We start from the raw sequence: 13,004 nt of genomic DNA, 5'->3' as shown, positions 1-13,004 counted from the left end.
GGTCTGGGGCGACCGCGCCGTCGATCCGATCTACGCCGAGCCGGCGCCCGCCGTGGGCGTTGCCCACAGCGCGCCGGTGCAGGCCGAGACCGCCTTCGGCGGGACCGACTTCGCCTTGATCTACGCCAACTGACGGCCGCCATCGACCTGAAATCGAACCCGAGGACACGACCATGAAGACTCTCGCCTACTCCCTCGCCCTCGTCGCCCTGATCGGCGCCGGCAGCGCTTCCGCCGACGACGGAAGCACCGGGAAGAACCTGTTCATCGGCAGCACCGACCTGACATCTTTCATGGCGCAGGAGAAGGCTCCGGCGGCGCCCGCGGCTTCGGTCGTCGTCGACCTGACCCGTGATGCCGGCCAGGCGTCGGTCCGGTCGTCGGTCCAGGGCAACGGCAGCACGGTCGCGGACCAGCAGGCCTCCCTGGACGACCAGACGGACTTCGCCCTGACCTACGCGAACTGAGCGGCAGGATCCTGGTCCGTCATCGGCCCTTCGCCGGATCCGATCCGGCGAAGGGCCGGCGCCGCTCATAGCAGAGGCCGACGCCAATCCTCCCGAAGGGCCGCGTAGAGCACGTGGTCGCGCCACGCACCGTCGATCCGCAGATAGCCCCGGGCATAGCCCTCCTGCAGGAAACCGACCTTCTCCAGTAGACCGCGCGACGGCAGGTTGGTCGGCAGGCAGGCGGCCTCGATGCGGTGCAGGCCCAGCTGCTCGAACCCGAATTCCGCGATCAGCGCCGCCGCCTCGGCGGTGAAGCCGTGGCGTGCGAAAGGCTCGCCGACCCAATAACCCAGCGTCGCTGTCTGCGCGACGCCCCGGCGCACGTTGCTGAGCCCGATTCCCCCGACCAGCGCCCCCTTCTGGTTCTCGAAGACCAGCAGGCTATAGGCCTCGTCGTCGCGCCATTCCTGGATCTGGCGCCGCGTGCGGCGCAGGAACGCGTCGCGCGCCAGCGCATCGGCGGGCCAGGTCGGCTCCCAGGGCGTCAGGAAGGCGCGGGAGCGTCCGCGCAGCTCCGCCCATTCCTTCCAGTCCTTCGGCATCGGCGGGCGCAGATGCACCCGACGACCCTGCAGCCTCACGGCCGGCGCCCCCATGAGTCCGCCGCGCAGGAACCCGATCAAGACGCCACCCTCGCGCCTGGAGCAGCCCGCGATCCGCACCCGGCCGCGGACCGGTCGCAACCCTCGGGATCCCGGGCGGCCATTCCGGCCGGAATCCCGCACCCCGTCGCCATTCCGTTCCGGCCCCGCCGCGGATCAGGCGAAGCGCGCCGCGATCCGGTCATGGGACTCCAGCTTGCCCAGCGGACCGAGGGCCGCGACGGTCGGCGTGCATGCCCTCATCCGCCGGGCGGCCTGCCTGACCATCCCGGCGTCCACGGCATCGATCCGCGTCACGATCTCCTCGGGGCCGAGATGCCGTCCGAAGGTCAGGAGCTGCTGGCCAAGCTGCTCGCAGCGCGACATGCTGCTTTCCAGGGACATCAGAATTCCGGCCTTGATCTGGTTGCGGGCGCGCCGCACCTCGTCCTCCGTGACGTCCTCAGAGACCTTGCAGATCTCCTCCGCGACCACCGGCACGAGCTCCTCGACCTCCTTGGCCCCGGTGCCGGCGTAGATCCCGAACAGCCCGCCGTCCTCGTAGGAACCGGTGAAGCTATGCACGCTGTAGGCCAGGCCCCGCTTCTCGCGGACCTCCTGGAACAGGCGCGAGGACATGCCGCCGCCGAGAAGCGTCGAAAGCACCGAATGGGCATAGTACTCGGGCTCGTGAAACCCGACCCCGGCGAAGCCGAGGACCAGGTGCAGCTGCTCCAGGTCCCGCTCCTCGCGGTAGTCGCCGCCGCGGTAAACGGCGCGCTCGCGCGGCGCCGGCCGGTGCTCGGGCAGGGCCTGGAAGGCCGCCTCGGCCAGCTCCACGAGCCGGTCGTGCTCGATCCGCCCGGCCGCCGCCAGGACGAGCCGCTGGCCGGAATAGTGCCCCGTCAGATATTCGACGAGCGCGTCCCGCGGCAGCGCCTCGACGATCTCGGGCTTGCCCAGGACGGGGCGGCCGAGACCCTGGTCGGGATAGGCGGTGGCCTGGAAATGGTCGAAGATGATGTCGTCCGGCGTGTCCTCGGCTTGGCCGATCTCCTGGAGGACGACCGCACGCTCCCGCGCCAGCTCGCCCTCGTCGAGGACCGAGTGCTGGAGCATGTCCGCGATGATGTCGAGGCCGAGCGCCGTGTCCTCCTTCAGGATCTTCACGTAGTAGGCCGTGTGCTCGCGGGTCGTATAGGCGTTCAAGTGCCCGCCCACAGCCTCGATCTGCTCGGAAATGTCGAAGGCGCTGCGCCGGCGCGTGCCCTTGAAGACCATGTGCTCGACCAGATGGGCGACGCCGTTGACCGCCGGGCGCTCGTCCCGCGTGCCGACGCCCACCCAGACGCCAAGGGACACGCTCTCGACGCCGGCCATGGGATCGGTCACGACCCGCAGGCCGTTGGGCAGGACCGTCGTACGGATGCCGCTCATGCCGCGCCTCCCATGCCGAGTGGCGCCCCCAGGGCCGACCCCTGGAGGGCCGCTCCTTGAAGGGCAGCCCGGGAGCGGGCATGGACGAAGGCCTGGACGGCGGCGAGGTCGTTGGGAAGGACGGTCATGCGCTCCTCGCGCGAATGGAGGTCGGACAGCCGCGCGGGCAGGCCGGGCCGGATGCCGGCGGCGGCCTCGACGGCGTCGGGGAATTTTGCGGGATGGGCCGTCGCGAGCACCACCAGGGGGGTTCCCAAGGCGCCGGCCGCCCGGGCGGCGGCAATGCCGACCGCCGTGTGCGGGTCCACGAGTTCGCCGGCCATCTGCAGCGTCGCGGCGATCGTCGCGCGCGTCATCTCCTCGTCGGTCCGATGGCCGGTGAAGATCGCGCGCGCGCGCCCAAGCTGCGCCTCGGCGACGGCGAAGCGGCCGGTGCTGCGGAACCGCGTCAGGCTCTCGGTCACGGCGGCGCCGTCGCGGTCGAGCAGGTCGAAGAGGACGCGCTCGAAGTTGCTGGAGACCTGGATGTCCATGCTCGGGCTTATGGTCGGGACGACCGGCGCTGCCTCCATGGCGCCCGAGGCGAAGAAGCGGGCCAGGATGTCGTTTGTGTTGGTCGCGACCACCAAGCGCTCGATCGGAAGGCCCATGGCACGCGCCGCATAGGCCGCGTAGACATTGCCGAAGTTCCCCGTGGGAACGCAGAAGGAGACCGGCCGGTCCGGCGCGCCAAGGGACAGCGCCGCATGGGCGTAATAGACGATCTGGGCCATGATGCGGGCCCAGTTGATCGAGTTCACCGCCGATAGCCGGTGGGCGTCGCGGAAGGCCGCGTCGTTGAACATCGCCTTCACGAGGTCCTGGCAGTCGTCGAAGGTGCCCTCCAGCGCCACGTTGTGCACGTTGGGCGAGAGCACGGTCGTCATCTGCCGGCGCTGGATATCGGAGGTGCGGCCGCGCGGGTGCAGGATCACGATGTCGATCGCGGCCCGGTCGCGGCAGGCCTCGATGGCGGCCGATCCCGTGTCGCCCGAGGTGGCGCCCACGATGGTGACGCGCTCTCCGCGCCGCGTCAGCACATGGTCGAAGAGCCGGCCGAGAAGCTGCAGCGCGACGTCCTTGAAGGCCAGCGTGGGGCCATGGAACAGCTCCATCAGCCAGAGCCCGCCGTCGAGCTGCTTCAGCGGCGTCACCGCCGCGTGATCGAAGCTCGCATAGGCGCCGCGCACCAGCGGCGCGAAGGTGGCCTCGTCCAGCGCGCCCTCGACAAAGGGCAGCATCACGCGCGTCGCCAGGTCCGGATAGGACAGGCCGCGCATGGCGCGCCATTCCGCGGGCGAGAACTGCGGCCAGGCTTCCGGGACGTAAAGTCCGCCGTCGCGCGCCAGGCCGGCCAGGAGAACGTCGTCGAAGCCCAGGACCGGGGCCTGACCCCGAGTGCTCACATAGCGCAAGAGGGGAATTCTCCGTTTTAAGCCCGCTAACCTAGCGGCGCAGGCTGGCGACTCGCAAGCGCCGGAACCGAATCGCGGCGCTCCGGTGTTCAATGGGCTGCGTCCCATGACGGCGCGGCCATTGAACACCGCCCATTGAACATCAGGGCACCGCGTTGAGAGACGGAGGACCCATGACGCTGGATGACGCGCGGCGCGAGACCGAGGACTTCCTGACCCGGCAGATGGTCGAGGCTTTCCGCACAGTCGAGTACGCGCTGCCGGAACCGCGGGAGGATCCGGACTTCGCCGACCTTCAGAGCCTCGGCCGCGCCCGGGTCGAGCTGGCGCATGCCCGTGGTGCCTCGGACGCCTTCTACCGCATCCATGCCTTCGGCGACGTGCTGGGCATGAGCGTGCAATGCAACGTCCGCCGACTGGTGGCGGTCTATTCGATCCCAGCGGGGCCGCCCCTGGACGCCCGTGCCGTCTCCCCGCATTTCGAGCGCTGGGCGATCGGTGCGGGACATGCGGGATGGCTGATCGGCTGGCACGACGGCAGGGATCCCGGCGGCGCGGGGCCGAGGGTCGACGCCTATTGCTACGCGGCGGTGGAGCCGGACTTCCTGGCAAACGACCTGCACAAGCTGTACTGGCGCACCGACCTCGTGCAGATGACGCGCCACTTCATGCTGGCGGCGGCCTACGCAGGGCTGCGGCTGCACCCGGCGTGATCACATCCGGCCGGTCCGCAGGGCACGTGCCCAGTCCGCCCGGCCGTTGTCCGCGGCGCGCGCCGCGGCTGCCTCGTGGTCATAGGGCAGGGCGATGAAGTCCACGGCGGGGCTTTCCCCGACCAGCGTCACCACGGCGTAGCGGGCGTGCGGCGCCCCCGTCTCCGAGACATGGGGCGGGTCGGCGCCGTCGTCCTCGTAGGCCGGCAGGCCGACGCTGCCGGGGTTCAGGACCGTCAGGCCCGCCCGCGGCCGGGCAAGGCGTGCCTGATGGCTATGCCCACAGAGGACCAGGCCGGGGATCAGGCCGGCCGCGTCGCTCCCGAGCCGCCTCAGGATCTCGTCGGGGCCGGCCGCCACGAGCCGGCCGTTCTCGACCCTGTCCAGCAGATAGGCCGTGTCGTTTCCGGGCACGCCGTGCGTGGCGAGGAACCCCGGGCCCTGGATCCGCGGCGGCAGGGTGGCCAGCCATGCCAGGTGCCGCGGATCCAGGGCCGCGCGGGCGAAGGCGTCCGAGGGGCCCATGGCCACCGGGGCGAGGTCCGTCACCTGCCGGTCGTGGTTGCCCCGCACGGTCGCGAAGCCGCGTGCCATCAGAAGCTCGCAGGTCTCGCGCGGCCACAGCGGGCCCGAGACGCAGTCGCCGAGATCGATCACCTCCGCGATGCTGCGGCCGGCCAAGTCGTCGAGAACGGCCTCGAGCGCCGGCAGGTTGCCGTGGATGTCGGCGATCACGGCGATGCGCATGGGAAGGCCGCTCCGGCGGGTCTGGGTTGCCTTCAGCTTGCCATCGCCGACAGCGACATTGCCACATCGCTTCCCTCCCCAAAGTGGTAGGGTCCCGCCGTCATCGCCACCCACCACCGGGATCCCTTCACCCATGGCCGTCATTGCGTCCAAGCCGCGCGTCCGCAAGCGCGTGGAGACCGCCCTCGAGCGCACGATCTTCGCGAGCCGCTGGCTCCTTGCCCCCTTCTACCTTGGGCTGGTGCTCGCGCTCGGCATGCTGGTGGTCAAGTTCGTGCAGGAGATCCTGCACATCCTGCCCCATCTGCTCGACCTGCCGGAATCCGAGATGATCCTGGCGATCCTTTCGCTGATCGACCTCTCGCTCGCCGGCAACCTGCTGCTCATCGTGATCTTCTCGGGCTACGAGAACTTCGTCTCCAAGATCGGCCTCGAAGGGCACGAAGACCGGCCGGAATGGATGGGGAAGGTGGACTTCAGCGGCCTCAAGCTGAAGCTGATCGCCTCGATCGTCGCGATCTCGGGCATACACCTGCTGAAGGCCTTCATGGACGTCCATGACGTGACCAAGGAGGACCTGCAGTGGCAGATCGCGATCCACGTGGTCTTCGTGCTGTCGGGCGTGATGCTGGCCCTGATGGACTGGCTGGTCGAGCGCGCCCACCTGGTCTCTGCCCGCGCCCACCAGATCCAGGACGGCGGGCACTGAGGATCGGGCGCACGCTCGGATCCGCGGCAGAGTGCCTACGCCTCCAGGTATCGGCGCTCCAGGTGCCGCTTGTAGACCGAGGCGCCCAGCGGGCGCCCGGTCGCCTCGGCCAGCAGGGAATCGGCATCGGGATGGAAGCTCGCCTTCTCGTGCACCGAGCGGTGGAGCCATCCGACCAGGGGGCCGAAATCCCCGCGCCCGAGGCCCGGAAGCACGTCGGGCTCCTCCCGGCAGGCGGCATCGAAGAGCTGGGCGGCGGCCATGGCGCCGAGGGTGTAGGTCGGGAAGTAGCCCCAGGCCCCGCCCGGCCAGTGGATGTCCTGCAGGCAGCCGAGCCGGTCGTCGGGCGGGACGATGCCCAGCAGGCGCTCCATGCCGCGGTTCCAAGCCTCTGGCAGGTCGGCCAGGTCCATGGCACCTGAGATCAGGTCCTTCTCCAGGCGGTAGCGCAGGATCACATGGGCGGGATAGGTGACCTCGTCCGCGTCGACGCGGATGAAGCCGGGCTCGACGCGCGTGTACAGGGCATGGATCGCGTCGGCGCTCCAGGCTGGCCCCTCGCCGCCGAAGGCTTCGCGCATCAGCGGCGCCGCGAACTCAAGGAAGGCGCGCGAGCGGCAGGCCTGCATCTCGACCAGCAGGGACTGACTCTCGTGCAGAACCATCCCGCGGGCCTCGCCGACTGGCTGGCCGATCCAGGCGGCCGGCCGGCCCTGCTCATAGAGGGCGTGACCGCTCTCGTGCAGCACCCCCATCAGCGCGCGGGTGAAATCGCTCTCGTCGTAGCGGGTGGTCAGCCGCACGTCGTTGCTGGCGCCGCCGCAGAAGGGGTGCAGGCTGACGTCCAGCCGCCCGCGGCCGAAGTCGAAGCCGACGATGCGCATCAGGCGCTCGCCCACGGCGCGCTGCGCCGCGACCGGGAACGGCCCCGACGGCCGGAGCGGCCTGGGCCGCCTGGCCTGCGCGTCGAGGACGCGCGGCAGCAGGTCCGGCAGGAAGCCTTCGAGTTCGCCGAAGAGCACATCGATGCGGGCCGAACGGCCGCCGGGCTCATAGCCGTCCAGCAGGGCATCGTAGAGAGAGACACCCAGCGCCTCGGCCTTGGCGGCGGCGACCTCACGCTGACGGTCCAGCACCTCGCGCAGCGAGGGCAGCAGCATGGCAAAATCCGCCGCCGGCCGCGCCTCGCGCCACACCATCTCGCAGCGTGAGACAGCCCGAGAGCTGGCCTCCACCAGGTCGGCGGGCACGGCCGTCGCGTGCCTGTAGGCGCGTCGCATCTCGCGCAGGTTGGCGGCCTGCCAGGGTCGCAGCGGCGATCGTGCCGCTTCCGCCTCGGCCTCGTCCAGCAGCGCGCCGGTCCGCGGGTCGGTCAGGATCTCGTGGGACAGGACCTTGAGTGCCGCGAGCTGCTCGGCGCGGCCGGCCGCGGCGCCGGGCGGCATCAGCGTCTCGGAATCCCACTGCAGGATGCCGAGCGCGTCGCCGATGGCGGCGCAGCGGCGAAAGCGCGCCTCGAGCGCGGCATAGGCCCCGGCGGGGGCCGCCGGGACCTGTTCAGGCTGTGCGGTCATGGGCTGTTCTCCTCCGGGCGGCGGCGCTGGGAGATCGCATAGACAGCCAGCAGCACCACGGCGAGCCCGTACCAGGTCAGGGCATATTGAAGGTGGTTGTTGGGCACGTCGATGATCGTGCGGCCGCCCACCGGAAGGGCTTCGGGGGCGGGGGCCGCCGCGGCGTCCACGTAGACGGGGGCGACGGGACGGCCGATGCGCGCCGCCATGGCCTGCAGGTCGACCGCGAACCAGGTATTGCGCGCGGGATCGGCCGCGGGCCGGAACCAGCCGGGATCGACCGGCAGCCGCGCGAGGCCGCGAACGGTCACCTCGCCCGCGGGCTCGCTGCCCGGCCGGGTGTCTGGGGCGAGCCGGTCGAGCGGTACCCAGCCGCGATTGACCAGCACCGTCGTGCCGTCGGGCCGGTCCAGCGGGGTGACGAGCTCGTAGCCGAGCCGGCCCTGCAGGGTGCGCGCCGAGATCGGCATGGTCTGGTCGTGCCGGAACGCGCCGGTCACCGTCACGGGGCGGTACTCCCAGGCCGCGGGATCGTCGATCCCGGCGGGCAGGGGGACGGGAGGCGCCGCCATCTGCGCGTCCATGCGCGCCAGCAGGTCCCTCTTCCAGCCCAGGCGCTCAACCTGCCAGGTACCGAGGCCCAGCAGGATGGCAAGGCAGGGCAGCATGAAGAGGGTGGCGCGCCGGCTGGGCCGGAAGCGCCGGGCCGTCGGTGCGGGCATGCTCAGACCCCTCGGTCGGAGCGGCGGTGCCGGTAATGGAGCGCGATGGCGCTGGCCTTGGCCGGCCGCAGCATGCCGACCGTCAGGGCGAGGATCACGACGCCACAGACCGGCGCGTGCGTCCAGAGCGGCCATTCCACATGCATCGCGACATAGAGCGCCGCGGGGACGACCAGGAAGCCCAGGACGAAGATCAGGAAGACAGCCGGCCCGTCGCCGGTGTCCTGCCTGACGAGATCGAGGCCGCAGGCCTCGCAGAGCGGGGCCATCGTCAGGAAGCCGAGATGGAGCCTTCCCCGGCCGCAGCGGGGGCAGCACGCCCGCGCCGCCACCGAGACCGGGGAAAGCCTTGGCCAGTTTCCCGTCACGAACCCCACCAGTAGATCGCCGTGAACAGGAACAGCCACACGACGTCGACGAAATGCCAGTACCAGGCCGCGGCCTCGAAGCCGAAATGGCTGCGCGGGGTAAAGTGGCCCTTGGCGAGACGGAAGTAGCAGACGATCAGGAAGATCGTGCCGATGATCACATGGGCGCCGTGAAAGCCGGTCGCCATATAGAAGGCCGAGGGGTAGATCCCGTCTTTGAAGCCGAATTCGGCGTGGTGGTACTCGTAGGCCTGGAAGCCCGTGAAGATCAGGCCCAGCAGGATCGTCAGGCCGAGGCCGGTCAGCGCCTTGCTCCGGTTGCCCTCGAGCAGCTCATGATGAGCCCAGGTGATCGTGGTGCCCGAGAGCAGCAGGATCAGCGTCATCATCAGCGGCAGGCCGAAGGCCTCGACCGTGTGGATGTTCGCCGGCGGCCAGACGCCGCCGATCTCTGCGGTCGGGAACAGGGCGGCCGCGAAGAAGGCCCAGAAGAAGGCCGCAAAGAACATCACCTCGGAGGTGATGAACAGCGCCATGCCGTAGCGCAGGCCGATCTTCACCACGGGCGTGTGGGCCTTCTGGCGCACCGACTCCTTCACGACGTCGCGCCACCAGCCGTACATAACGCCGAGCACGGAGAGGAAGCCCAGCGCCGCCACGATCCAGCCGCTGCCGTGCATGTAGAGGATCAGCCCCAGGGCAAGCAGCCCGGCGGCGAAGGCCCCGAGCAGGGGCCAGGGGCTGGGATCAACCAGGTGGTAGGGGTGCTTGGCGCCGTGGTGGGCGTCGTGCACCGCGGTCGTGGCGTGCGTCTCGGCCATCTCTCTCAATCCCTCGTTCGCAATTCGCCGGAGCCTCGTACGGGCCCCGTTACTGGGTCTTCTCGGACACCTGCTTCAGGCCCGGGTCGTCCTTGGCGCGGAAGAAGGTGTAGGACAGGGTGATCGTCTCGATGTCGTCGAGGTTCGGGTCCTGGGCGATCGCCGGGTCGACGAAGAACACCACCGGCATGTCGACGGCCTGCCCGGGCTCCAGCCTCTGCTCGGTGAAGCAGAAGCACTGGATCTTGTTGAAATAGATGCCGGCCTTCTGCGGAGTGACGTTGAAGGTGGCGGTGCCGACCATGGGCGTGTCCGCGCGGTTGACCGCCCGGTAGCTGACGATCCCGGTCTCACCGACCTTGAGGGCGACCTCGGGCGCCTCCGGCGTGAAGCGCCAGGGCAGGCCCGCGTTCACCTCGGCGTTGAAGCGCACCTTGATCACGCGGTCGAGCATCTCCGCCGGGGCCGTCTCGGCCACCTGGGTCGTGCCGCCATAGCCCGTGACCTTGCAGAAGAGGTTGTAGAGCGGGACCGAGGCAAAGGACAGCCCGACCATGCCGGCCACGAGGCCCGTGCAGGCGAGCATAACCCTGCGGTTGCGGCGTCGGGTCTCGGGCGTCATCACCCGGCTCCCTTCAATTTTACGAGCGTGATCGCGTAGATCAGCGCCGCCAAGCCGAGCAACACGGCGAGCAGGGCCAGGTTCCGGCCTCGGCGCCGCTTCTTGAACTCGTTGTCCATGGGTCCGCCTTCCATCGCCGCGCTCAACCCAGATGGTCTGCAATCAGGAGCGCGAAGAGCAGGAAGAGGTAGAGGATCGAGAAGGCGAACATCTGCTTGGCCGCGCGGTCGCCGGCGCGGTGCTCGTCATCCTCGCGCAGCACCCGCACCGCGCACAGGACGAAGAGCGGGCCGAGCACCGCCGCCCCGGCGGCATAGAGGGTGCCGGCAGCGCCCAGGAGCCACGGCGCGGCCGCGACCGGCAGCAGCAGCAGGGTGTAGGCCAGCATCTGGCGCTTGGTCTCGCGCGCGCCGGCCGTGACGGGGAGCATGGGCACCCCTGCACGGGCGTAGTCGTCGCTGCGGAACAGCGCCAGGGCCCAGAAATGCGGGGGCGTCCACATGAAGATCAGCAGGAACAGGGCGATGGACGAGATGTCGACCGTGCCGGTCACGGCCGCCCAGCCGATCATCGGCGGGAAGGCGCCGGCGGCGCCGCCGATCACGATGTTCTGGGGCGTGCGCCGCTTCAGCCACATCGTGTAGACGAAGACGTAGAAGGCGGAGGCGAGCGCCAGCAGCGCCGCCGAGATCCAGTTGACGGCCAGCCCCATCAGAAGGACCGCGCCGATCGTCAGCACGACGCCGAAGGCCAGAGCCTCGTCCGGGCCGACGCGCCCCTCGGGGATGGGCCGCCGGCGCGTGCGCTGCATCACCGCGTCGATATCGCGGTCATACCACATGTTGATGGCGCCGGAGGCGCCCGCGCTGACAGCGATGCACAGCAGCGCCGTCAGCGCCAGAAGCGGATGGATCGAGCCCGGTGCCGCCACGAGGCCAGCCAGGCCGCTGAAGACGACAAGGGACATCACGCGGGGCTTCAGCAGCTCCACATAGTCGCCGACGCTGCCGCCGGCCGAAGCGGTTTGTGCCGCCGTGCCGATGGTGGTGTCGCTCATGTCCCTGTCCTCTCGAAGTTGCGGGTCCGGGCCATGCGCCCGGACCCCTGCAGGATGCCGCCCCTTCAGGGAGCGGTTCCGGTCACTTGATGACCGGCAGCTCGTTGAAGGCGTGGAAGGGCGGCGGGCTGCTGACCGTCCACTCCAGCGTGGTGGCCGACGGCCCCCAGTAGTTCGCACCGACGCGCTCGCCGCGGGTCAGGGTGTGGAACACGACGTACACGAAGAACAGCGACGCCGCGAAGGAGATGTAGGCGCCGAAGGACGAGATCATGTTCCAGCCCCAGAACGCGTCCGGGTAGTCCGGGATGCGGCGCGGCATGCCGGCCAGACCCAGGAAATGCTGAGGGAAGAAGGTCAGGTTCACGCCGACGAAGAACAGCCAGAAGTGGATCTGCCCCAGCCGCTCGTTGTACTGGCGGCCCGACATCTTGCCGATCCAGTAGTAGAAGCCGGCGAAGATGCCGAACAGCGCGCCCAGGCTCAGCACGTAGTGGAAGTGGGCGACCACGTAGTAGGTGTCGTGCAGGATGATGTCGATGCCGGCATTGGCCAGCACCACGCCGGTCACGCCACCGATGGTGAACAGGAAGATGAAGCCGATGGCGAAGAGCATCGGCACCTTGAACTCGATGGAGCCGCCCCACATCGTGGCGATCCAGGAGAAGATCTTGATGCCGGTGGGCACCGCGATGATCATCGTCGCCGCAGTGAAGTAGGCGCGCGTGTCCACGTCGAGGCCGACCGCGAACATGTGGTGCGCCCAGACCACGAAGCCGACCACGCCGATCGCGACCATGGCGTAGGCCATGCCGAGATAGCCGAAGATCGGCTTCTTGGAGAAGGTCGAGATGATGTGGCTGACGATGCCGAAGGCCGGCAGGATCATGATGTAGACTTCGGGGTGGCCGAAGAACCAGAACAGGTGCTGGAACAGCACCGGGTCGCCGCCGCCGGCGGGGTCGAAGAAGGTCGTGCCGAAGTTGCGGTCGGTCAGCAGCATGGTGATGGCGCCGCCGAGCACGGGCACGGCCAGCAGCAGCAGGAAGGCGGTCACCAGCATGCCCCAGGCGAAGAGCGGCATCTTGTGCAGCGTCATGCCCGGCGCGCGCATGTTGAAGATCGTCGTGATGAAGTTCACCGCGCCGAGGATCGAGCTTGCACCCGCCAGGTGCAGAGCGAAGATGCCCATGTCGACCGAGGGGCCGCTATGCCCGACCGCCGAGGAGAGCGGCGGGTAGATGGTCCAGCCGGTGCCGGCGCCCGTGCCCACGAAGGCCGAGGCGACCAGCAGCAGGAAGGCGGGGACCAGCAGCCAGAAGCTGATGTTGTTCAGCCGCGGGAAGGCCATGTCTGGCGCGCCGATCATGAGCGGCACGAACCAGTTGCCGAAGCCGCCGATCAGCGCCGGCATGACCACGAAGAACACCATGATCAGGCCGTGGGCCGTGATGTAGACGTTCCAGATCTGCCCGTCGCCGACCACGTCGAGGCCGGGGTTCTGGAGCTCGGCGCGCATGATCACGGAGAACAGGCCCCCGATCAGGCCGGCGATCACCGAGAACACGATGTAGAGCGTGCCGATGTCCTTGTGGTTGGTGGAGAACAACCAGCGCTGGACGAAGCCAGGCTTGTGGTCGTGGTCGTGATCGTGCGCGTGAGCGCCCGCTGCTCCTTGAGCCATGTCTTA

The 13,004-nt window shown here is 69.4% G+C and carries 14 protein-coding genes; 3 read left to right on the top strand and 11 right to left on the bottom strand.

Going from position 1 to position 13,004, the window contains the following annotated elements:
• The first annotated feature begins 173 nt into the window (after positions 1-173).
• Complete coding sequence (locus tag JUB13_RS06970) at positions 174-467, top strand: hypothetical protein (RefSeq protein ID WP_207478052.1); 294 nt, start codon at positions 174-176, stop codon at positions 465-467.
• Between the two features lie 65 nt (positions 468-532).
• Here the strand turns inward: JUB13_RS06970 and JUB13_RS06965 are convergent, their stop codons facing one another.
• The 3 genes from JUB13_RS06965 to thrC all read right to left on the bottom strand — a co-directional run bounded on the left by JUB13_RS06965 (position 533) and on the right by thrC (position 3,981).
• Positions 533-1,132 (bottom strand): GNAT family N-acetyltransferase, encoded by a 600-nt coding sequence (locus JUB13_RS06965; RefSeq protein WP_328702882.1) that lies wholly within the window; start codon positions 1,130-1,132, stop codon positions 533-535.
• A gap of 135 nt (positions 1,133-1,267) precedes the next feature.
• Entirely contained in the window at positions 1,268-2,527 is a 1,260-nt protein-coding gene (locus JUB13_RS06960; protein ID WP_207478051.1) for a M16 family metallopeptidase, read from the bottom strand.
• Positions 2,524-3,981 (bottom strand): threonine synthase, encoded by a 1,458-nt coding sequence (gene thrC / locus JUB13_RS06955; RefSeq protein ID WP_207478050.1) that lies wholly within the window; start codon positions 3,979-3,981, stop codon positions 2,524-2,526. Before thrC ends, JUB13_RS06960 begins: the two co-directional genes overlap by 4 nt.
• Before the next feature lie 173 nt (positions 3,982-4,154).
• Between thrC and JUB13_RS06950 the strand changes: the two genes are divergently transcribed.
• Positions 4,155-4,694: a hypothetical protein gene (locus JUB13_RS06950; RefSeq protein ID WP_207478049.1), complete on the top strand. Its 540-nt coding sequence runs from the start codon at positions 4,155-4,157 to the stop codon at positions 4,692-4,694.
• Here JUB13_RS06950 and JUB13_RS06945 read toward each other — a convergent pair whose 3' ends face one another.
• Complete coding sequence (locus JUB13_RS06945; protein WP_207478048.1) at positions 4,695-5,441, bottom strand: metallophosphoesterase family protein; 747 nt, start codon at positions 5,439-5,441, stop codon at positions 4,695-4,697.
• Positions 5,442-5,574: 133 nt separating this feature from the next.
• Here JUB13_RS06945 and JUB13_RS06940 point away from each other — a divergent pair, with 133 nt between their 5' ends.
• Entirely contained in the window at positions 5,575-6,150 is a 576-nt protein-coding gene (locus JUB13_RS06940; protein WP_211115475.1) for a TIGR00645 family protein, read from the top strand.
• Between the two features lie 35 nt (positions 6,151-6,185).
• Here JUB13_RS06940 and JUB13_RS06935 read toward each other — a convergent pair whose 3' ends face one another.
• From JUB13_RS06935 to ctaD, 7 genes are all read right to left on the bottom strand, one after another.
• Positions 6,186-7,724, bottom strand: coding sequence for a carboxypeptidase M32 (locus tag JUB13_RS06935; protein WP_207478047.1), 1,539 nt, complete (start codon positions 7,722-7,724; stop codon positions 6,186-6,188).
• Positions 7,721-8,446 carry an SURF1 family protein gene (locus JUB13_RS06930; protein WP_207478046.1) on the bottom strand — a complete coding sequence of 242 codons (726 nt, stop codon included), beginning with the start codon at positions 8,444-8,446 and terminating at the stop codon, positions 7,721-7,723. The genes JUB13_RS06935 and JUB13_RS06930 overlap by 4 nt, the downstream gene beginning before the upstream one ends.
• Positions 8,447-8,448: 2 nt before the next feature.
• Positions 8,449-8,823 carry a DUF983 domain-containing protein gene (locus JUB13_RS06925; protein WP_328702881.1) on the bottom strand — a complete coding sequence of 125 codons (375 nt, stop codon included), beginning with the start codon at positions 8,821-8,823 and terminating at the stop codon, positions 8,449-8,451.
• Positions 8,811-9,635, bottom strand: a complete 825-nt coding sequence (locus JUB13_RS06920) for a cytochrome c oxidase subunit 3 (RefSeq protein ID WP_207478045.1) — start codon at positions 9,633-9,635, stop codon at positions 8,811-8,813. Before JUB13_RS06920 ends, JUB13_RS06925 begins: the two co-directional genes overlap by 13 nt.
• 49 nt (positions 9,636-9,684) lie before the next feature.
• Positions 9,685-10,257: a cytochrome c oxidase assembly protein gene (locus JUB13_RS06915; RefSeq protein ID WP_207478044.1), complete on the bottom strand. Its 573-nt coding sequence runs from the start codon at positions 10,255-10,257 to the stop codon at positions 9,685-9,687.
• A 142-nt stretch (positions 10,258-10,399) separates the two neighbouring features.
• On the bottom strand, positions 10,400-11,314 hold the full coding sequence (locus JUB13_RS06910) for a heme o synthase (protein ID WP_207478043.1): 915 nt from the start codon (positions 11,312-11,314) through the stop codon (positions 10,400-10,402).
• 82 nt (positions 11,315-11,396) lie between these two features.
• On the bottom strand, positions 11,397-12,998 hold the full coding sequence (ctaD, locus tag JUB13_RS06905) for a cytochrome c oxidase subunit I (RefSeq protein ID WP_207478042.1): 1,602 nt from the start codon (positions 12,996-12,998) through the stop codon (positions 11,397-11,399).
• Positions 12,999-13,004 lie beyond the last annotated feature (6 nt).

The sequence above is a fragment of the Arenibaculum pallidiluteum genome, from assembly GCF_017355985.1.
GTDB classification, from domain to species: domain Bacteria; phylum Pseudomonadota; class Alphaproteobacteria; order Azospirillales; family Azospirillaceae; genus Arenibaculum; species Arenibaculum pallidiluteum.
Note: the sequence above shows the minus strand (reverse complement) of the source record. Positions and strands in the feature narration are given on the sequence as shown.